This window comes from Methylobacterium nonmethylotrophicum, assembly GCF_004745635.1.
Lineage (GTDB): Bacteria > Pseudomonadota > Alphaproteobacteria > Rhizobiales > Beijerinckiaceae > Methylobacterium > Methylobacterium nonmethylotrophicum.
In genome coordinates, this window is sequence record NZ_SRLB01000054.1 from 1 (window position 1) to 20,182 (window position 20,182).

At 71.1% G+C, this 20,182-nt stretch carries 19 protein-coding genes; 3 read left to right on the forward strand and 16 right to left on the reverse strand.

Annotation, left to right across the window (positions count from 1 at the left end):
- Positions 1 to 323: 323 nt before the first annotated feature.
- The 3 genes from fabI to fabA form a co-directional block, all read right to left on the reverse strand.
- Complete coding sequence (gene fabI / locus EU555_RS33800; protein WP_135419718.1) at positions 324 to 1,151, reverse strand: enoyl-ACP reductase FabI; 828 nt, start codon at positions 1,149 to 1,151, stop codon at positions 324 to 326.
- Positions 1,152 to 1,226: 75 nt separating this feature from the next.
- Complete coding sequence (fabB, locus tag EU555_RS33805) at positions 1,227 to 2,453, reverse strand: beta-ketoacyl-ACP synthase I (protein WP_135419719.1); 1,227 nt, start codon at positions 2,451 to 2,453, stop codon at positions 1,227 to 1,229.
- Positions 2,454 to 2,660: 207 nt separating this feature from the next.
- The gene (gene fabA / locus EU555_RS33810) at positions 2,661 to 3,215 is read right to left on the reverse strand and encodes a 3-hydroxyacyl-[acyl-carrier-protein] dehydratase FabA (protein ID WP_135419720.1); all 555 of its coding nucleotides are present in this window, start codon (positions 3,213 to 3,215) and stop codon (positions 2,661 to 2,663) included.
- A 247-nt stretch (positions 3,216 to 3,462) separates the two neighbouring features.
- On the opposite strand from fabA, the gene irr reads away from it, so the two are divergent.
- Both irr and EU555_RS33820 read left to right on the forward strand, forming a co-directional pair.
- Positions 3,463 to 3,963 carry a Fur family transcriptional regulator Irr gene (irr, locus tag EU555_RS33815; protein ID WP_135419721.1) on the forward strand — a complete coding sequence of 167 codons (501 nt, stop codon included), beginning with the start codon at positions 3,463 to 3,465 and terminating at the stop codon, positions 3,961 to 3,963.
- Between the two features lie 545 nt (positions 3,964 to 4,508).
- Entirely contained in the window at positions 4,509 to 4,967 is a 459-nt protein-coding gene (locus tag EU555_RS33820) for a transposase (protein WP_135419722.1), read from the forward strand.
- Positions 4,968 to 5,333: 366 nt separating this feature from the next.
- Here EU555_RS33820 and EU555_RS33825 read toward each other — a convergent pair whose 3' ends face one another.
- From EU555_RS33825 to EU555_RS33850, 6 genes are all read right to left on the reverse strand, one after another.
- A complete protein-coding gene (locus EU555_RS33825) occupies positions 5,334 to 6,161 on the reverse strand; it encodes an SGNH/GDSL hydrolase family protein (RefSeq protein ID WP_167858752.1) in 828 nt (275 codons plus the stop codon).
- A 218-nt stretch (positions 6,162 to 6,379) separates the two neighbouring features.
- The gene (locus tag EU555_RS33830; protein ID WP_245524633.1) at positions 6,380 to 7,135 is read right to left on the reverse strand and encodes a GntR family transcriptional regulator; all 756 of its coding nucleotides are present in this window, start codon (positions 7,133 to 7,135) and stop codon (positions 6,380 to 6,382) included.
- A gap of 20 nt (positions 7,136 to 7,155) precedes the next feature.
- The gene (locus tag EU555_RS33835) at positions 7,156 to 8,433 is read right to left on the reverse strand and encodes an NAD(P)/FAD-dependent oxidoreductase (protein ID WP_135419724.1); all 1,278 of its coding nucleotides are present in this window, start codon (positions 8,431 to 8,433) and stop codon (positions 7,156 to 7,158) included.
- 320 nt (positions 8,434 to 8,753) lie between these two features.
- On the reverse strand, positions 8,754 to 9,065 hold the full coding sequence (locus EU555_RS33840; RefSeq protein ID WP_135419725.1) for an AtuA-related protein: 312 nt from the start codon (positions 9,063 to 9,065) through the stop codon (positions 8,754 to 8,756).
- 11 nt (positions 9,066 to 9,076) lie between these two features.
- Entirely contained in the window at positions 9,077 to 10,414 is a 1,338-nt protein-coding gene (locus tag EU555_RS33845; protein WP_135419726.1) for an acyclic terpene utilization AtuA family protein, read from the reverse strand.
- Between the two features lie 17 nt (positions 10,415 to 10,431).
- Positions 10,432 to 11,742, reverse strand: coding sequence for a CitMHS family transporter (locus EU555_RS33850; RefSeq protein WP_135419727.1), 1,311 nt, complete (start codon positions 11,740 to 11,742; stop codon positions 10,432 to 10,434).
- A gap of 118 nt (positions 11,743 to 11,860) precedes the next feature.
- Here EU555_RS33850 and EU555_RS33855 point away from each other — a divergent pair, with 118 nt between their 5' ends.
- Entirely contained in the window at positions 11,861 to 12,769 is a 909-nt protein-coding gene (locus EU555_RS33855) for a LysR family transcriptional regulator (protein WP_135419728.1), read from the forward strand.
- Positions 12,770 to 13,196: 427 nt separating this feature from the next.
- On the opposite strand, the gene EU555_RS33860 is transcribed toward EU555_RS33855, so the two are convergent.
- From EU555_RS33860 to EU555_RS33890, 7 genes are all read right to left on the reverse strand, one after another.
- A complete protein-coding gene (locus EU555_RS33860) occupies positions 13,197 to 14,342 on the reverse strand; it encodes an iron-containing alcohol dehydrogenase (protein WP_135419729.1) in 1,146 nt (381 codons plus the stop codon).
- Between the two features lie 155 nt (positions 14,343 to 14,497).
- Entirely contained in the window at positions 14,498 to 15,166 is a 669-nt protein-coding gene (locus EU555_RS33865) for an Asp/Glu/hydantoin racemase (RefSeq protein WP_135419730.1), read from the reverse strand.
- 28 nt (positions 15,167 to 15,194) lie between these two features.
- Positions 15,195 to 15,863 carry a GntR family transcriptional regulator gene (locus EU555_RS33870; RefSeq protein ID WP_245524634.1) on the reverse strand — a complete coding sequence of 223 codons (669 nt, stop codon included), beginning with the start codon at positions 15,861 to 15,863 and terminating at the stop codon, positions 15,195 to 15,197.
- Between the two features lie 368 nt (positions 15,864 to 16,231).
- The gene (locus EU555_RS33875; protein ID WP_135419732.1) at positions 16,232 to 17,044 is read right to left on the reverse strand and encodes an ABC transporter permease; all 813 of its coding nucleotides are present in this window, start codon (positions 17,042 to 17,044) and stop codon (positions 16,232 to 16,234) included.
- 10 nt (positions 17,045 to 17,054) lie between these two features.
- On the reverse strand, positions 17,055 to 17,900 hold the full coding sequence (locus EU555_RS33880) for an ABC transporter permease (protein ID WP_425375180.1): 846 nt from the start codon (positions 17,898 to 17,900) through the stop codon (positions 17,055 to 17,057).
- Between the two features lie 12 nt (positions 17,901 to 17,912).
- Positions 17,913 to 18,956, reverse strand: a complete 1,044-nt coding sequence (locus tag EU555_RS33885) for an ABC transporter substrate-binding protein (RefSeq protein WP_135419734.1) — start codon at positions 18,954 to 18,956, stop codon at positions 17,913 to 17,915.
- Positions 18,957 to 18,974: 18 nt separating this feature from the next.
- Entirely contained in the window at positions 18,975 to 20,033 is a 1,059-nt protein-coding gene (locus EU555_RS33890; protein ID WP_245524635.1) for an ABC transporter ATP-binding protein, read from the reverse strand.
- Positions 20,034 to 20,182 lie beyond the last annotated feature (149 nt).

Here is a 20,182-nt window from a genome sequence, read left to right on the forward strand (position 1 = left end):
TCAGGCTTTTGCTGTCTCTCCTGCTCGCCGCCGCACTCCGCATGGTCAGATCCGACCCGCCAAGCAGCCAAGCCGCCTGAGCGATTTCTTCACGGACGACAAATTATTATAATCTCCCAAATGTAGCAAAATTGCGTCGACACGTCGAGGCAGTGCCGCTCAGTGTATCAACGCCGACGCTTTTCCGGGCAGGTGCGAGCATTCGAACGGACTTATCCGAAGCGCCGGCTAGGCTGCAATTGTTCCTTCCCCTTCTCCTTTGCGCCGGTGACAGTGCGCTAAACCCCTCTGCAGCGACGTGTCGATGCAGAGGCGCGCTGATGTTACGCATCCGTCACCCCCGCCGCATCCTGCGCCTTCAGCACCTCCGGCCGCGGCATCGAGATGATGTTGTAGCCCGAATCGACGAAGTGGACCTCGCCGGTGACGCTGCCCGACAGCGGCGACAGCAGGTAGAGGGCCGAGCCGCCGATGTCGTCGAGGGTCGCGGTGCGGCGCAGGGGGGCGTGGGCGGCCTGGTGGTTGTACATCAGGCGGGCATCGGCGATGCCGGCGCCGGCCAGCGTGCGGACCGGGCCGGCCGAGAGGGCGTTGACCCGGATGCCCTGCGGTCCGAGATCGGCCGCGAGGTAGCGCACCGAGGCCTCCAGAGCCGCCTTGGCGAGGCCCATGACGTTGTAGTTCGGCATGACGCGGGTCGCGCCGCCATAGGTCAGCGTCAGGAGGGCGCCGCCGGGGCGAATCCGCCTGGCGGCGCGCTGCGCCACCTCGGTGAAGGAGAAGCACGAGATCACCATCGTGCGGGAAAAGTTCTCCCTCGTGGTGACGTCGACGTAGCGGCCCTTGAGCTGCGCCTTGTCGGAGAAGCCGATGGCGTGGACGACGAAGTCCAGCCCCTCGGGCCAGGCCTCGTCGAGGGCCGCGAAGGTCGCGTCGACGGAGGCCAGATCCTCGACGTCGCAGGGGAGCACCAGGGATGAGCCGAGGGTCTGGGCCAAGGGCCCGACCCGGCGCCCGAGGGCCTCGCCCTGGTAGGTGAAGGCGAGGTCGGCGCCTTGGGCCCCGAGGGCCCGGGCGATGCCCCAGGCGATGGAGTGGTCGTTCGCGACGCCCATTACGAGCCCGCGCCTGCCTGCCATCAAACCCGTCACGCCCGATCCTCCGCTGTTGTCGGTGGATCGGGCGTTTACGCGCCGGGCCGGCTCCTGTCCACGCTCAGGGCGAGGTCAGGCGTCGACGTGCTTGAGCACCAGGGTGGCGTTGGTACCGCCGAAGCCGAAGGAGTTGCTGAGCACGTGGCCGAGCTGCGCGTCGTCCCGGCGGGCGCGCAGGATCGGCATGTCGGCGAAGGCCGGGTCGAGTTCGTCGATATGCGCGCTCTCGCAGATGAAGCCGTTGTTCATCATCAGGAGCGAGTAGATCGCCTCCTGCACGCCGGTGGCGCCGAGGGAGTGGCCGGTCAGCGACTTGGTGGCGGCGATCGGCGGGCAGGCGTCCCCGGTGCCGAACACCTCGCGGATCGCCTCGATCTCCTTGTCGTCGCCGACGGGGGTCGAGGTGGCGTGCGGGTTGATGTAGTCGATCCGAGCGCCCTTCAGGCCCTCGATCGCCTGGCGCATGCAGCGCACCGCGCCCTCGCCCGACGGCGCCACCATGTCGTGGCCGTCCGAGGTGGCGCCGTAGCCCGCGACCTCGCCGTAGATGCGCGCGCCGCGGGCGCGGGCATGCTCCAGCTCCTCCAGCACCAGCACGCCTGCGCCGCCCGCGATGACGAAGCCGTCCCGCGCCGCGTCGTAGGCGCGCGAGGCCCGGGCCGGCGTGTCGTTGTACTTCGAGGACATCGCCCCCATCGCGTCGAACAGGACCGACAGCGTCCAGTCCAGCTCCTCGCAGCCGCCCGCGAAGATGATGTCCTGGCGCCCGGCCTGGATGATCTCGGCGGCGTTGCCGATGCAGTGGTTCGAGGTCGCGCAGGCGGACGAGATCGAGTAGTTCACGCCCCGGATCTTGAACCAGGTGGCGAGCGTCGCCGACGCCGTCGAGGACATGGCCTTGGGCACCGCGAAGGGCCCGACGCGCTTCGGGCCCTTGGCGCGGGCGATGTCGGCGGCCTCGACGAGGGCGCGGGTCGAGGGACCGCCCGAGCCCATGATGATGCCGGTGCGCTCGTGCGAGATCTCGCCCTGCTCGAGGCCGGCGTCGCGGATCGCCTGCTCCATCGCGACGTGGTTCCAGGCGGTGCCGCCGCCGTGGAAGCGCATGGCGCGCCGGTCGACCACCTCCTCGGCGTCGAGGGTCGGGGCGCCCTGGACCTGGCTGCGGAAGCCGTGGGCCGCGAAGTCCTCGGCACGGGCGATGCCGGAGCGCGCCTCGCGCAGCGAAGCCAGCACCTCCTGGGTGGAATTGCCGATGGACGAGACGATGCCCATCCCGGTGATTGCCACGCGCCTCATGATCGTCGGAACCCTCCGGAGCGGCGCCGCCGGCGCCCGCGGGACGCCCTCGCCACGCGAGGTGTCACCTAGGCGCACGGTGCCCGAATCTCAACCGCCCACCGAGGGAAAGGGTCCCGGCGGGCATAACCGCCCGCATTCCGGCGGGTCTATCGCCCGCATTCCGGCGGGCTCAACCGCCCGCATCATGACGGGCCTGCGACGGGCTCAGCCGCCGGCGGGCGTCGCGGCCTGGAACAGGCCGACCCGCAGGTCCTTCGCCTCGTAGATGCGCCGGCCGTCGGCCTCGAGCCAGCCGTCGGCGATGCCGAGCACCAGGCGGCCCTGGCGCACCCGCTTCAGGTCGACGCCGTACACCACCGTCTTGACGCTCGGCAGCACCTGGTCGCTGAACTTGACCTCGCCGACGCCGAGCGCCCGGCCGCGGCCCGGCGAGCCGAGCCAGCCGAGGAAGAACCCGACCATCTGCCAGAGCGCGTCGAGGCCGAGGCAGCCCGGCATCACGGGGTCGCCGTGGAAGTGGCAGGGGAAGAACCAGAGGTCGGGCCGCACGTCGAGCTCGGCCAGGACATGGCCCTTGCCGTGGGCGCCGCCGTCCCGGCCGATCGAGGTGATGCGGTCGAACATCAGCATCGGCGGCAGCGGCAGCTGGGCGTTGCCGGCACCGAACATCTCGCCGCGGCCGCAGGCCAGCAGGTCCTCGTAGGAGAAACGCGAGGGCCGGCTCGGGGTGTCGGCGGCGGAGGTCTGGTCGGCGGACATGAGCGGGGCGAATTCCTCGTGCGGGAGGCCGCTGGCGCGCCGGCAGGGGGCCGGCGAGATGCCGTGACGCGGCGGGGTGGCGCCTCGTTAACACAGCGCCGGGGGCTGTTCAAAGCCGGCCGAACGCCATAGTCTGTAACGCTTCTGATCTGCGGCGGAACGGCCGTGGTCGGGTTGCGGCGCCGGGGCGGGGCGCCTATAAAAGCGGACATCTTTGTCGCCGTCTCACGAGTCGATAGTTCCGCTGATGAACGATCTGTCGCCCCTGCGCGCCGCGCTCGGCGCCCGCGTCCCGGCCCTCGAGACCGGCGCTGCCGGGCAGCGGCGCGGCTGCCCGCTCTCGGAGCTTCGGGATCGTCTGCGCCGCGCCGGCCTGCGCCCGACCCGGCAGCGCCTCTCCCTCGGCTGGCTGCTGTTCGGCAAGGGCGACCGGCACCTGACCGCCGAGATGCTGTACGACGAGGCGATGCGGGCCAAGGTCCCGGTCTCGCTCGCCACCGTCTACAACACCCTGCACCAGTTCACCGAGGCGGGCCTGCTGCGCCAGCTCGCGCTGGACGGCTCCAAGGCCTATTTCGACACCAACCCGAGCGAGCACCACCACTTCTTCCTCGAGGAGGAGGGCCAGGTGCTCGACATGCCCGATTGCGGCATCACGGTCGATTCCCTGCCCGAGCCGCCCGAGGGCATGGAGATCGCCGGCGTCGAGGTCATCGTGCGCCTGCGCCGCCGCGGCGGCCGCGCCTGATCCCACCAGCACGCTTGAGTGTCGCGAGGGCCGCGCACCCGGAAAGGGGCGCGGCCCTTCTCGCATGGCGGTGCGTCTTCGCACGGCGACCGCGGGACCAGCACGCTCTCCTCCCCGCTCGCGTCCTCGTCCTGAGGCGCGCGTGAAACGAGCCTCGAAGCAGGGCTCCAGACAGCCCCGTGATCCCTGGAGCCCTCCTTCGAGATTCCCTACGGTCGCACCTTGGACAGCGGCTGGGTGTAAGAAGAGATCCGTTCCGATGAGGAATATCCCATCCTGGACGGCCATCCAGGGCGGGGCGGCGGGTCGACGGAACGTCAGCACCTCAGCCGCAGGGCTGTTCCTGAGCAGGATCGCGACCGGCCATCGTCCTCGGACCCGAATGGTTGCCTGAACCCAGGGTTCGCTTCGCAAGGCAGGGTCGACGACGAGGCCCCGGCCTACCGCACCCACCGCCGGTCTCGATATCGAGAAGCTCGCTCTTGATCTCGCGCTCACCGGCCGGCCCGAGGTCATCCGCCTGCACGGCGGCCCATGACGGCCCGGTGCACCCGGCCCGCGACAAGCGTCTGACCGCGCTGGCCGAGCCGATGCGGCTGTTTGAGCCGATCACCGCCGACATCGCCTGCCTCGGGACCCGCTGCGAGAGCGACCGCGACGAGGCGATCAAGGCGGCCGTGAAGGTTCCGATCAAGCAGGTCGTCGCCCGGCGTCGGGACGTGCGCGAGCAGATCGTGACGGCTTTGCGCGCCGAGCCCGACCTGAACAGGCGTCTGGATCGGCTGCTGAGCATCCCGGGTCTGGGCGAGCGCATGGCCGTGCCGTTGCCGATCACCATGCCCGAGCCCGGCCGGATCACCCGGAAGGAGGCCGCCCGCCTGGCCGGGCTGGCACCGTTCGATCGCTCGTCGGGCCAGTACGACGGCCAGCGGCACATCGCGGGCGGGGGTCCCACGGCGCTGTCCGCGGCATGTTTGTCGGCGGCAAGCCGTTCAAGCTCGTGATGGTGGCGTGCGCGCGCAAGCTGCTGATCTTTGCCAACACCGTGTTGCAGCGGGCGACAGCCTGGGAGGCCGGCGGCCAAGGCCGCTCGACCCCCGCGTTGCCGGGGCCAGAGGACCCGAGACGGCGGCCTGGCCCTGGGGGTGAGAAACGAACCGGGCGATCTCACCTGCTGCTGGTGGTGCATGGGCAGGAATGTGGGCAAGGCGACGCTTTGCCCACAATCCTGCCCGTCGCCGTGGCTGGCCGGACCCCCGCTCATACCGGCCGCAGCCGGCCGATCTCATGGTTGATCAGGATCAGGGTGTGGGTTGGAGATGCGTCGCCGCAGCCGGATCGGTCGTGTCGTGTACCGTGGTCAGGCCGGATCAGCCCCGGCGCAGGGCCTGTGCGGTGGGCAGGGGCTGGCGCTTGGCCCGGGCGACCGCCTGGAGTGGGTCGGGCCGCGGGGTCACGGCGTCGAGGATCTGGCGGCCCAGCGCCTGGGCGAGGCAGGCATAGCCCTGGTCGCCCATGTGGAACTGGTCGGACGACAGCATGCCGGCGAGCAGGGCCGGATCCTGGCGGTTCCAGCTCTTCATCAGGGCGTAGCGCGAGAAGACCGGCACCTCGGTGCCGTCCGCCACCGCCGCCACGAGGCCGACGAAGCGCTCGTAGCGGCCGTGGTTGGGGATCGCCGGGTAATATTGCTGGTCGAGGATGATCAGGTCGCTGCCGGCGGCCTGGACCAGGGCGACGCCCTGTTCGAGCCGGCGCCGGAACGCCGCCTCGTCGCCGCCCGAGATCGCGTCGTTGGTGCCGACCTGCCAGATCACTAGGTCGGGCTTGACCGGCTGCCGGAGAGCCTCGGCGAGGCGCGCCAGGGTCTGGTCGGCGGTCTCGCCGCCGATGCCGGCATTGGTGACGTCGACCGGGGTGCCGCGCCAGGCCGCGCGCAGGGACTGCTCGAGCAGGTACGGATAGGTCCGGTCCGGGGCCGAGGCGCCGATGCCCTCGGTCGAGGACGAGCCGATGGCGAGCACCCGGACCGGCTCGCGCCGCGCCACGTGGGCTTCGGTCACGGTCAGGCTGATCCGCTCCGCCGGTTGCGGCAGCGGGGCCGGGCACGCCGCCGCGGGGCGCGCCGCGGCGAGATGACCGGCGATGATGGCCGCCGACAGGCAGGCCATCCGGCCCAGGTGAAACCGGCGAAGCATGGCAGTTCCGGACAAGGAAGGAGGTGAACCGATTCGGTTCCGCATCTGCCGGGTAACATGCGCGTTACCGCTGATCCAGTCGAAAATGCAGCCGAGCGAAGACGAGCCGCCGGTCTCTGCTCGGCTGGTCAGCGAACCCGGAGATGATCGCCGAGAATGACGCGGGTTCGGCTCACCGCGGATTAAGCTTGACCGTTGGTGGAGGCGGAGGGCCGGCCTCATGCCGCCTCGGCGCCGAGCTTCTCCTTGCGCGAGGCGTTGGCCTTCTGCAGCGTGCGGACCGGATCGCCGAAATGGCGCTCCAGCTCGGCGAGCGCCGGCTCGATCTCGCCCCGCTCGATCAGGTCGACGAGGAGCTGGTGCTCGTCGATGAGAGCCGCGTTCTCGCTGTAGCCGCCCATCAGCATCTGCAGGCAGAGCCGCGTCTCGGCCTGGAGGGTGGCGAAGCTGCGGGTCAGGCGCTCGCTGCCGGCCTCGTCGACGATGCGGCGGTGGAAGAGCATGTCGAGGTCGGCGACCTGCGGCCAGTCCTTGCGCCGCACCGCCGCCTTCATCTGGCGGACGAGCGCCGACAGGTCGCGCACCACGCCGCCGCGATCCGGGAGGTCCAGGATCCGCCGCATGGCGACGAGCTCGAGGGAGCGGCGCACGAAGTAGATGTCGATCAGGTCGGAAGGCGCGAGCTCGGGAACGAACACGCCGCGATGCGGCTCGCTGCGAAGAAGGCCCTCCTGGATCAGCCGCTGCATCGCCTCCCGCACCGGCCCGCGGCTGACGCCGAAGGACGAGGCCAGCTCCATCTCGTTCAATTGCGAGCCGAGCGGGTAGGTGCCGTCGAGGATCGAGGCGCGGATCTGCCCGGCGACCTGGCCGGACAGGGTCGTGCGGGGCAGGCGCTTGGCGGCGGTCGCGGCCTTCGCCTCCTTGTCCTTCTGGCTCGCCATCTGGGTCAGGCCCCGCTCACGCTCCGACACTCTGCCCGATGCAGAACGCCCTAATGCAGGACGTCCTGCAAGCGATAGTACGCGCCCACGAAGGGAAGGAACCAGGGCGGGCCGAAATGGCCGGGGATGGCTTTCCAGTCCCAGCCCGCGAAGGGGTTGCGCTCGTGGCGGCCCTCCAGCACCTCGGCCATCACCTGCCCCATATGGGTCGCCATCTGGGTGCCGTGACCGCTATAGCCCATCGCGTAGTAGAGCCCGTCGCGCATGCCCGCCCGCGGCAGCCGGTCGGCGGTCATGTCGACGACGCCGCCCCAGCAATAGTCGATCCGCGCCGGCGCGAGTTCGGGAAACACCCGGTCGAGGGCACGGCGCAGCACGCGTCCGCTCTTCTCGTCCGAGAGCGGGTTCGAGACCGCGAACCGGGCGCGCCCGCCGAACAGCAGCCGGTCGTCCGGCGTGACCCGGAAATAGGTGCCGACATTCTTCGAATCGGTCGCCATGCGGCGGGTCGGCATCAGCCGGTCGAGCAGGTCGCGCGGGAGCCTCTCGGTGACGATCACGAACGAGCCGACCGGCACGATGCGGCGGCGAAACCAGCCGAGCGGCCCGACCATCGAGGCCCCGGTCGCCATCAGCACCTGGCCGGCGGTGAGGCTGCCCCGCGGGGTTGCAACCTCGTGCGTGGTCCCGCCGCGCCGGCGCAGGGCCGTGACGGGGGCGTTCTCGAACACGGCGGCGCCGCGGCCGGCCGCCGCCCGGGCGAGGCCTCGGGCGAACTTGCCGACATGCATCCCGCCGCTCTTGGCGTAGACGAGGCCGCCGTGGAAGGCGTCCGACCCGACCTCGCGCCGGATCTCGGCGGCGGTGACGAGGCGCGTGTCCGGATCGGCCCGGCGCGACACCGCCTCGAAGGTGCGCCGGAGCTTGTCGGCATGCTCGGGCTTGGCCGCCAGCTTGATCTTGCCGGTGCGGCGGAAGTCGCAGTCGATCGCCTCCTCGCGGATCAGCCGCTCGACGCTGTCCACCGCCGCGTCGTAGGCGTGGTAGAGCGCGGCCGCGCGCTCCTCGCCGAACCGGGCCGCGACGGCGCGGTAATCCGAGGCAAAGCCGTTGTTGCACTGGCCGCCGTTGCGGCCCGAGGCGGCGCTCCCGACCTCGCCCGCCTCCAGCACCGCCACCCTGGCACCGCGTTTCGCCAGCGCCAGGGCCGCCGACAGGCCGGTGAAGCCCGCCCCCACCACCGCCACGTCGAACCGTCCCTCCACCGGGCCGGCGCAGCCGTCCGTGAAGGGCGGCGCGGTCTCGAGCCAGTAGGATGCGAGCTTCATCGGTGACGACCCGTGACGGTGCGAACGCGCCAGGGCCGCGCCGTGGCTGTTCGGCCATCATCGTTCTTATCGTAGGATTGTCAACAATGATGCGATCGCGGAAGCAGGCTTTCCGGTCTCGCGGCACAGAGATGAGGGCCGGCACCCGCATGGGCAGTTCGACCGCCCGGTGGAGCGGACGCGATGATCCAGCGACGTGACGGGTATGAAATGGGTGAGTTTTTCGCAGAATAGCGCGTCTCCCCTCTCCCACACGGGAGAGGGGATCCCGAGCCTTCACCGTCGAGGATAGGCCAAGTGGAGGCGCCTTCAATTCCTGGCTACGTCCCCTCCGGGATTTCCATATCCAGCAGTGCCGCGCTCAACCCCTTGCCGTGCGCATCGAGCGCCAGGGACCGGGTCACCCCGCCGCCCAGGGCCTGCGTCATCACGAAGTTGAGGGCGCCGAGCTGCGGCAGGGCGTAGCGCGTGACCTCGCCGGACACGATCCCGGTGAAATGGGCCCGCACCCGCTCGGCCGTGACGTGACGTTCGAGCCGCGGGTAATCGGCCGGGTCGTGGGCGATCAGCGAGATGTTGGCGGTGTTGCCCTTGTCGCCGGTGCGGGAATGGGCGAGCGCGCGCAGCTTCATCGGATCTCTCCTCACGCCTCGATCATCCGCACGCTCGGCCGGGCGAGCGCCGCCGGCACCAGCACCGAGAGCACGCCGACGACCTCGCGGGCGGATTTCCACGCCCCGCCGCCGCCGGCCGGGCCGTTGGTGTAGAGCGTCTCGACCTCATTGCCGATCCGCGCCGCCTCGCTAAGGCTGTCGCAGCGCCCGGCGACGCGCACGCGCACCTCGTAGGGCTCAGCCCCTTCCGCGAGGCGGGGGCCGTGCAGGGCATCGATGCCGATCAGGTCGAAGCGCAGCTCGCTCGCCCGCACGCCGGTGAGGCCTAAGCGCTCGCGCACGATGTCGAGGGCGAGGCGGCCGCGGCCGACGGCGCCCGGGCCCGCATAGGAGATCTGGCCCTCGCCGATATAGGAATCGATCAGCCCGACCGAGACCTTGAGGAGCCCGGTCGCAGGCAGCCCGCGCCCGCCGGTCACCCGCACCCGGTCGGGGCCGACGGCCTCCATCGTGACGTGCGAGAAATCCGCCACCACGTCGGGCTGCAGGTAGCGGGCCGGGTCGTGCACCTCGTAGAGAAGCTGCTCCTTGCAGGTGGCGAGCGTCACCGCGCCGCCCGAACCCGGCACCTTGGTGATCTCGACCGTGCCGTCCTCGGACACGATCCCGATCGGGAAGCCGAGGCGGGCGAGGCCGGGGACGTCCTTCACCCCCGGATCGGCGAAGTAGCCGCCGGTGATCTGGCCGGCGCATTCGAGGAGGTGCCCGGCCAGCGTGCCGCGGCCGAGCCGCTCCCAGTCGTCCATCGCCCAGCCGAAGGCATGGATCAGCGGCGCGAGGAAGAGCGCCGGGTCGCCGACCCGGCCGGTGATGACGATGTCGGCGCCTCGGGCCAAAGCCTCGGCGATCGGTCCGGCGCCGAGATAGGCGTTGGCCGAGATCACCCGGTTGCCGAGGTCGCGCACCCGGCCGCCGGTCTCCAGGACCTCGTAATCGCCCGCGCCGACCGCCTCCAGCACGTCGTCACCGACCACCGCCGCGACCTTGAGGCCGGTGAGCCCGAGGTCGCGGGCGATCGCCCGGGTCTTCTCCGCGGCGGCCAAGGGGTTGGCCGCGCCCATGTTGGTGACGATGCGGGTGCCGTTCGTCCGGCACGGCGCCAGCACCGCCCGCATCCGGGCTTCCAGCAGCGGGTCGTAGCCGGCGGCGGGATCGCGCAGGCGGGCCTGCTGGGCCAGCGCGATGGTGCGCTCGGCCAGGCACTCGAAGACGAGGTAGTCGAGGGCACCGTGCTCGGCGAGTTCGAGGGCGGGCTCGATCCGGTCGCCGGCATAGCCGGCCCCGGCGCCCAGGCGGATGCTCTTCATCTCTCTCCTCCTGTCGTTCAGAGCGGAAACACCCCGAAGGCGACGGCCGCGAAGGTCATCACCACGGAGGCCGCGAGCAGGAACGGGAAGGTGAACCTCTGGTGGTCCGCGAGGTCGATGCCGCAGAGGCCGCAGACCAGGAAGGTCGCGGGCGTGAGCGGGCTCACCGGGAAGCCGGTGGTCATCTGGCCGAGCAGCGCGCCCTGCGCGACCTGGAGCGGCGGCACGCCGAGCTGGTGGGCGACCTCGGCCACCACCGGCAGCACGCCGAAATAGAACGAGTCCGGGTCGAACAGCATGCTGAGCGGCATCGAGACGAGGCCGAGCGCGAAGGGGATGTGCGGGGCGAGGCCGGGCGGCACGAAGGCCACCGCGCCTTGCGCCATCGCCTTCAGCATGCCGGTGCCCTGCATGATGCCGGTGAAGACGCCCGCCGCCAGCAGGATCGACGCCATCAGGATCGCCGCCTTGGCGTGGGCGTCGATGCGCTGCCGCTGCGCATCGACGCCAGGATAGTTGATGATCAGCGCGAGCGCCGTGCCGAGCATGAACATCAGGGCCGGCGGGATCTTTTCCGCCATCAGCACCATGGTGCCGAGGACCGCGAGGGTGAGCACCAGGTTCGGCCAGAACCGGTCCGGGCGCCGCAAGGCCCGCTCGGCGTCGCTCAAGGTGCGGCCGCCGGCCGCGACCGCCTCGGCGTGATCCGCTCCGGCGCGCTTGAGCCGCCGCTCCTCGCGCAGGCCGAGCCAGTACGACAGGCCGAAGATGAACAGGAGGCCGACCGCCTGCACCGGCACCAGCGGCGAGAAGATGTCAGGGATCGGCAGTTTCAAAGCTGCGGAGGCCCGGATCATCGGGCCGGTCCAGGGCAGGAAGTTCACGCCGGCGGCGAGCGAGGCCGCGCAGGCGAGGATCCGCCGGTCGATCCCGACCCGGTCGTAGAGCGGCAGCATCGCGGGGATCGTGATCAAAAAGGTCACCGCGCCCGAGCCGTCGAGGTGGATCAGCAGCGCCAGGAGCGTCGTGCCGGGCACGATCCGGCTCGGCCGCGTGCCGACGGTGGCGAGGATCCGGTCGATGATCGGGTCGAGGAGGCCCGCGTCGCTGACGATCCCGAAGAACAGGATCGCGAACACGAACATGCCGACGACCGGCGCCAGGCTCTGGATGCCGCCGAGAACGAACCTGCCGGTGTCGAGCCCGAACCCGCCGACGAGGGCGGCGGCGACCGGGATCACGATCAGCGCCACCAGGGGCGACAAGCGCTTGGTCAGAATGCAGGCGAGCAGCAGCGCGATGGTGCACAGGCCGAGCAGGGCCAGCATCGCTTCCTCCCAGGATTGCCGGCGCTCGGACGTGGCGCCGTTCGGTGTCGCTCGATCACACCGCGCGGCCGGCGATCCGGCAATTGAAAAGATCCGATCGCCGCGATAGCGTTCCGTTATGGATCTGAACCTGCGTCACGTCCGGGCCTTCGTATCGGTGGCGCATCTGCGCAGCTTCACGCGGGCCGCGTCGCTCCTGAACCTGTCGCAGCCGGCGCTCACGGTGCAGATCCGCCGCCTGGAGGAGGCGCTGGCGGTGCGCCTCCTCGACCGCAACAGCCGCAGCGTCGCGCCGACCCGGGTCGGGCGCGAATTGCTGCCCGTCTTCCAGCGCGTGCTGCGCGAGCTCGACAGCGTCGTGGTCGACACCCGCGACCTCGCGGCGCGCCGCCACGGCACGGTGCGGATCGCGGCCCTGCCCTCGGTGGCGGCGGGCCTTTTGCCGGACGCGATCGCGTCGTTCCGGGCGGCGCATCCGCGGATGAGCTTCGTCGTCAAGGACGTGATCGCCGAGCGGGTCCTGGCCCTGGTGCGGCGCGAGGAGGTCGATCTCGGCGTCACCGGCGGCGAGGTCCGCGATCCCGATCTCACGGTGCTGGCCCGCGCGGCCGACACCCTGCACGTGGTCTATCCGGAGGGTCACCCGATCGGAGCCGTCGCGACGGTGACGCTTGAGGCTCTGGCCGAGCACCCGCTGGTGCTGATGGATGCCGAGACCAGCGTGCGCGCCGTGGTCGACGCCGCCTTCGTGGCCGCCGGCCGCCTGCCGGTGACGGCCTGCGAGGCGACCTACATGATGACGGCGGTCGGGATGGTGCGGGCCGGGCTCGGCCTCACCATCCTGCCGGGCTCTGCGCGCGAGATCCGGGCCGAGCCCGACCTTCGTTCGCGTCCGATATCCGAGGCGAGCTTTTCCCGCCCGGTCTGCCTGATCGCCAAGGCCGGCCGCACCCTGCCGGCGGCGGCCGAGGACTTTTTGGGGGAGCTGGTGCCGGCCTTGGAGGCGGAGTTCGCAACGGGGGCGTGAGGCGTGAAGCGGCCCAGTGGTTCTCACACCCTCCTAGTCATCCCCAGGGCCGCGCAGCGGAACCTGGGATCCAGAACCGCTGGTGAGTCAGAGCCTGGTTGATTTGGCTCCCATGCTCGTCCCACCCGCAACCTCATCCTGAGGTGCCGCGTAGCGGCCTCGAAGGAGCACTCCAGGGATCACGGAGATTTCTGGAGCCCTCCTTCGAGGTCAGCCGATCAAAGATCGACTAACACCTCAGGATGAGGTCGAGGATTGGATCGAAGAGGGCCGGCACGATGGTGGATCGCGTTTCACCTTATCCTGCACGTCCAGCGGTTCTGGATTCCGGGCTCCGCTGCGCGGCCCCGGAATGACGCAGAGGATAGCACAAAATGGGTCTGAGCCCCGCGAGGCCGGGCGCGCCCCTCGTCCGCCTGTCAGGCGATCACGCCGCCTGCCCGCGCAGCGACGCCCGGAAGAGCGCCCGGAACTCCTCCGCCCCGACCGGCCGGCCGTTGGTCGCCGTCGAGTGGTCGTCGACCGCCCGCTGGATCAGCGCCTCGCAATCCTCCTCCGTCACCCCCATGGCGGCGAGGCCGGAAGGGAGGTGCAGGTCGCGGTTCAGCGCCTCGATCGCCGCGGCGAGGTCGGCGCCCTCCGGCAGGCCCATCGCCTTGCGCAGGGAGACGTACTTGCCCTCGCAGGCCGGCGCGTTGAAGCGCAGCACGTGGGGCAGGATCACGGCGTTGAGCGTGCCGTGGTGCAGGCGCTTGGCCTTGAGGCCGCCGAGCGCGTGCGACATCGAGTGGACCGCGCCGAGCCCCTTCTGGAAGGTCATGCCGCCCTCGAGCGCGGCCATCATCATGTCCTCGCGCGCGTCGAGATCGCTGCCGTCGCGGACCGCGCGGGCGAGCGAGCGGGTGGCGCGCGACAGGCCGTCGAGGGCGATCGCCTCGGCCGGCGGGTTGTGGCGGGGGCTCAGGTACGTCTCGATGCAGTGGGTGAGCGCGTCCATGCCGGTCGCGGCGGTGAGGCCGGGGGGCAGGCCGAGGGTCAGCTCGGGGTCGCAGATCGCGACGTTCGGGATCAGGTGGGGCGAGATGAAGCCGAGCTTGCGCCCATCGGCGAGCGTGATCAGGGCGGCGCGGCCGACCTCGCTGCCGGTACCGGCCGTCGTCGGCACCGCGATCACCGGGGGCTGGTCGGCGCGGATGCGCGGGATGCCGCCGAGGATGGCGGCGTAGGTCGCCAGCGGCGCGTCGTGGGTGGCGAGCAGCGCCACGCCCTTGGCGAGGTCGAGGGGCGAGCCGCCGCCGACCGCGATCACGCAATCGCACCCTTCCGCCTTGAAGCGGTCGCGGGCCTCGAGCGTCGCTTCCTCGGTCGGGTTCTCGGGCGTGCCGTCGAAGACCGGGGTGGTCTGAGGGAGCCCGGCGGCGTCGAGGACGCGGGCGATCAGGCCCGCCGCCACGACGCCGCGGTCGGTGACCACGAGGGGCCGGCGGGCGCCGAGGAGCGCCAGCTCCTCGGCGATCAGCCTGACGGCGCCGCGCTCGAACTGGATCCGGGTGAGATAGGTGATGAGGCTCATGGAACGCTGCCTGTGTGACCGGGGCCCGGATGCGGCGCGCGGGAGCGCCGGCCGATGCCGGTCCTGCCTCCTCCCGCGCCTCTTTCCCGAGCGTGTCGACAGCCTAACACAGGCCTGTCAGGGGATGCAGCGCAGGGGTGCCATGCGGATTTTCGTCAGGTGAGCCCGGCCGCCGCCATGAGCGCGTCGGTACCGAGGCTCGTCGCGTCGAGGAGGGGCACGCCGTCGATGGCGGTGGGCAGGCGCCAGCCGGGCAGGTTGGTGCTCCAGATCAGCACCGCGTCTGCCCCGGCGGCCGCACTCTGCGCCGCCGTTGCGAGGCGGGGCAGCGGGACCTGGGCGGCGAGGCGGTTCTCGGTGATGCCGAGATGGGCGGCGGGGCCCGCGCCGATGCCGGCCTCCGCGAAGCGGGCGCCGACGAGCGCGGCCTCGTCGGGCCCGCCCTGCACCACGAGGCCGAGACGGCGGACCTTCGCGCGGCGGAGCCGGTCCCGGGCGGCGAGCGCCGTCGTCGCCATCGGCAGGCCGGTGCGGCGGGTCACCGCCGCGCACAGGCGCTCGTCGGGGGCAAAGCCCAGGGCAGCGCCCCGCGTCGCGTTCCAGCACAGGGCCGCGACTCCGGCATCCGCCAGGAGGTCGGCGGCGGTGAGGAAGACCGCCTCGTCGTAGGCCTCGCCCTTCAGCATCGCGCCGTAGGGCACGCGGGCGTAGCAGGCCTCGGCGCGGCCGGCGAGGCGGACTTCCGTCGCTCGCTCCACCACCCGGTTCGAGGACGGCAGGATCACCCCGAGGGCTGGCAGCGGCTGAACCATCGGATCGGTCATCGGCGGGGTCCTTGCGTGAGGCGGGCCATCAGAGGCGGGCCATCATCAGGGTCTGGGTGCGGGCGACGTGAGCCTGCATCAGGGCGCGGGCGCGTTCGGGGTCGCGCACGCGGAGTGCGTCGAGGATCGCCCGGTGCTCGGCGAGGGATTCCGCCACCCGCCCGTCGGTAGCGAGCGCGAAGTTGCGGGCCCGCTCGAGCCGCGGGAAGGCCCGGCCATGCGCCTCGGCGATCGCCGGGCTGCGCGCCGCCGTCACGATCAGCCGATGGGCCTGGCGGTTGAGGCGGGTGTAGGTGTCGCGGTCGTCCCGTGCCGCCTCCAGGGCCGCCTGGAGCCGGTCGAGCCGGACGAGCTCGGGCGCCGTCATCCGCTCGGCGGCGAGGCCGGCGCAGAAGCTCTCCAGCGCCACCTCCATCTCGAACAGCGGCACCAGGTCGGCGGGGTCGAGCCGCGCCACCAGGGCAGCCCGGTTGCGCCTCAAGGTGACCAGGCCCTCGCCGGCGAGGAGCTTCAGGGCCTCGCGCACCGGCGTGCGCGACACGCCGAGGCGGGCGACGAGGTCGGGCTCGTTCAGCACCTCACCGGGAGCGAGCAGGTTGAGCAGGATCAGCCGGCGCAGGGCGGCGGCGGCCTGCTCGGTGAGGGAGGGTGCGGGGCGGGGTGGGGCGTCGGGTGAGGCCGGGAGTGACTCTGCCAAGGGGGCCTCGATCATCGTTACGCTCGCGACGGCCGACACGTCGAAGGAGTTCGTGCCTCTCCCCGTCACAGGGCTGTCCGGGGAAAGAAAAGGCGCAGTGTTCCCCTCTCCCCGCGGGCGGGGAGAGGGCTGCATCTCCGTTCAGGAGATGCAGCGAGCTGCGAACCGCAGATTCGCCGCGAGGGTGAGGGGGGCTCGACGGGTGTGGCTCCTCCGGAAACACCCCCTCACCCTCGCTCCGGCTTCGCCTGCGCTTGCCGCGTCCCCTGAACGGTGACGCGGCCCTCTCCCCGCCCGCGGGGAGAGGGGAATCCCGCGCCCTTCCTCTCTCTGAACAGTCCTGCCTAGCCGGGGACGAGAAACGCGCTTCACACCAACCGCCGCGACAACCCCGTCAGCCGCTCCATCAGGACGATCCCCCCGATCGTCGCGACGATCAGGATTCCCGAGAGCGCCGCGATGGTGACGTCGAGGCGGCCTTCCAGGTCCTGCCACATCCGGATCGGCAGCATGTCGGTGGCGGCGTCGCGCAGGAAGAGCGAGACCGGGATGTTGTCGAACGAGGCCATGAAGGCGAGGAAGCCGCCCGAGAGGATGCCGGGCCGGATCAGCGGCAGGGTGATGCGGCGGAACGTGTAGAGCCGCGAGGCGCCGAGGCTCGCCGAGCCCTCGAGCAGGGCGGGCTGGAGCTGGGTGAGCGCCGCCACGGTGTTGCGGACCACGTAGGGCACGCAGACGACCGTGTGGCCGAGGACCAGCGTGGCGACCGAGACCGGCCAGCCGAGGAGCGAGAAGAACATCAGGCTCGACAGGCCGAAGGCCAGGGCCGGCAGGATCAGCGGCGAGAGGAAGAAGCCGTCGAGGAGGCGCGCCGACAGACGCGGCGATCGCGCGACGGCGAGCGCCGCCAGCACCCCGAGCCCGACCGCCAGCACAGTGGCCAGCACCGCGACCGTCAGGCTGTTCTTCAACGCGAAGTGGAGCTGCCAAGCCTCCATCAGCTCGCCGTACCAGCGGAAGCTGTAGCCCGGCGGCGGGAAGCGTAAGGAAAGCCCGTCGGTGAACGAGACCACCAAGACGATCAGGGTGGGGGCGAGGAGCAGCACCAGGGCGAGGATCGCGAGGAGATGCAGGATCCCCTCGAACGAGAGGCGGTCGAAAGCGCCGGGTGAGCGGGACATCGGACAGTCCTCACGTCTGCGCGTAGCCGCGGGCGAGGCGGCCGAGCGCGTTGAAGGCCAGGACCACGGCGAGCACCGCGACGAGGAAGATCACCGACATCGCCGCCGCGAAGGGCCAGTTCTGCAGCGCGATCGCCTGCTGGTAGATGTAGCCGGGCATGAACAGCATCTGCCCGCCGCCGATCAGCGACTGGGTGATGAAGCCTGAGATCGCCGCCGCGAAGGTGAGGACCGCGCCAGCGATCAGGCCCGGCAGGCAGAGCGGCAGGGTCACGCGAAAGAAGGTGCGCCAGCGCCCGGCCCCCAGAGCCTCCGAGGCGTCCCACAGGCTCGGGTCGATGCGCGCGAGCGCTGTCATCAGCGGCAGCACCATCAGCGGCATCTGCACCTGCGCCAGAGCCGCTACGAGGCCGCCCTCGGCGTAGAGCATCCGCAGCGGCGTCTCGATCAGCCCGAGGGAGGAGAGGAGGGAGTTGACCACCCCCTGCCGCCCCAGGATCACGATCCACGCGAAGGTGCGGATGACCACGCTGGTGAGGAGCGGCGTCAGCACCGCCAGGATGACGAGGCCGCGCACCCACCCCCCGGCCCGGGTCGCGACGAGCGCCAGCGGCAGGCCGAGCACCAGGCAGGCCGCCGTCACCTTGAGCCCGAGCCAGAGCGTGCCGAGGAGCACGCCGAGGCTGAAGCCGTCGCCCAGGAAGGCCGCGTATTGCGACAGGCCGAGCCGGCCGTCCGCCCCCTGGAGGGACAGGGCGAGGAGCGCCACGAGCGGCGCGGCGAAGAACGCCGCGAAGAACGCAGCCAGCGGGCTCGCCAGCCGCAACGGGTAGGTGGTGACGTCCGGCAGGGCCACGGGCACGATCCTCTAGAGCTTGATCTCGCGGTTGAACCGCTCGATCCAGGCCGGGCGCTGGGCGTTGATCGTCTTCCAGTCCTGGAAGACGAACTTCTTCTTGAGGTCGTCGGTGTCACGCGCCAGCACCCGGGCGATCTCGCCGGTCATCTTCACCTTGGTGTTGGTGGGAACGACCAGGTACGGCGCCTGCATCAGCCGGGTCTGGACCGGCTCGGAGATCGCCGCCTCGATCAGCTTGAAGGCGAGGTCGCGGTTGGGCGAGTTCTTGACGATCTGGATCAGCGTCTTGAAGGCGATCGCGCCCTCCTTCGGCGCCACGAACTCCACCGGCACGCCCTTGGCCTTGAGGATCTGGATCGCGTTGAAGTTGCCGGGCGAGATGTCGACCTGGCCCTGCTGGAAGAGGGTGGCGAGGGCGCCGGGATTGGCCGCCACCGCCGAGAGATTGGGCTTCAGCGTCTCCATCGCCTTGAAGGCGGGGTCGATGTTCGCTTCCGAGCCGCCATGCATCTTGGCGACCTCGACCATGAAGCCGGTGCCGAGCGTCGAGTTCATGTTGGTGATGCCGACCCGGCCCTTGTATTCGGGCCGCCACAGGTCGGCCCAGGAGGTCGGCGGGGTCTTCACGGTGTCGGGGTTGTAGGTCAGGCCGACGACCTGGAAGAAGGCGGCCGGCCCGTTCGGGTCCTGCGCGTCGGGGATCAGCTCCTTGAAGGCGGCGCTGCGCTCGACCGGATAGGGATCGACGAGGTCCTGGGCCAGCGCCGTGAGCGCCGGGCCCGGATCGTGCAGCATCACGTCGATCGGCGGGTTGGCCTTGGCGGCCGAGACCTTGGCGATCTGGTCGACCGACAGCATTGGGTCGAGGACGATCGGCGCGTTGCCGGTCTCCTTGCGGTAGGCCGGGACCAGCACGGCCTTGTGCGCCTCCTCCCAGCTGCCCGTGAAGGTGGCGAAGACGAGGGGCCGGGCCTGGGCGAAGGACAGGCCGGGAAACAGCTCCATCGCGCCGAGCGACAGGGCGGTGGTGAGGAGGCGGCGGCGGTCGAGCATCGAAAAGGCTCCTTGGAATCAGGCGGCGGCCGGGAAGGCCGAGGCGAGGCCGGGGGCGACGGCGATCCGCACCGGCGTGCCGGGCGGGCGCAAGGCGCCGCCGCCGAGGCGCGGCTCGGCGATCTTGAGCGGGCGGCCGGCCCCGACCCGGACCTCGTGGACGACGGTGGGTCCGAGCGGCAGCGCCATCTCGACCACGCCCGCAATGCCGTCCTGCCCTTCCGTGAGGCGCAGGTGCTCGGGCCGCAGGCACAGGGTCACCCGGGAGCCCGGCGCGATCGGGCGGGCGAGGGGACGGGCCACGACCTCGCCGCCCGCATCGAGCGCGATGCGGGGCTGCCCCGCCTCCCCGCCGACGAGCACGCCCGGCACGGCATTGGCCGAGCCCACGAAGGTGTTGACGAACAGGCTCTCGGGCGCGTCGTAGACCGTGGTCGGCGGGGCGAACTGCTCGAGCCGCCCGGCGGAGAGCACCGCCACCCGGTCGGAGAGCGACAGGGCCTCCTCCTGGTCGTGGGTGACGAGCAGCGTGGTGACGCCGGCGACCCGCTGGAGCCGCTTCACCTCGATCTGCATGTCGAGGCGCAGGTTCTTGTCGAGGGCGGCGAAGGGCTCGTCGAGGAGCAGCACCGCGGGGCGGATGGCGAGGGCGCGTGCCAGCGCCACCCGCTGCTGCTGCCCGCCGGAGAGCTGGCGCGGGTAGCGGCTACCGGCATGGCCCAGCTGGACGAGGTCGAGCAGGCGCTTGGCTTCCGCCGCCTGCTCGGCCCGGGGCGCCCCGCGGGCCGCGAGCCCGTAGGCGACGTTCTCGGCCACCGTCAGGTGCGGGAAGAGGGCGTAGTTCTGAAAGACGATGCCGACGGCGCGCCGGCTCGGCGGCAGCGCGTCGATGACCTCGTCGCCGACGATCACCCGCCCCTCGGTCTGACGCAGGAAGCCGGCGACGATGCGCAGCAAGGTGGTCTTGCCGCAGCCCGACGGCCCGAGCAGCGAGACCAACTCCCCGCCCTTGATGTCGAGGTTCACGTTCTCGACGGCGACCGCGCCGCCATACCGGTGGGTGATGCCGTCGAGCACGACGGACCGACCCTCCGCCTGGGGCCCGTTGCGTGGTCCGGATGGTGTCACGGTAGCGTATCCTGCGGCATCGAACTTGCTGCCGCAGGGGTCGCAAATCGTATGCCATTTCCGGGAAAGCCCATGAACAACCACGACTTGATCGCCGG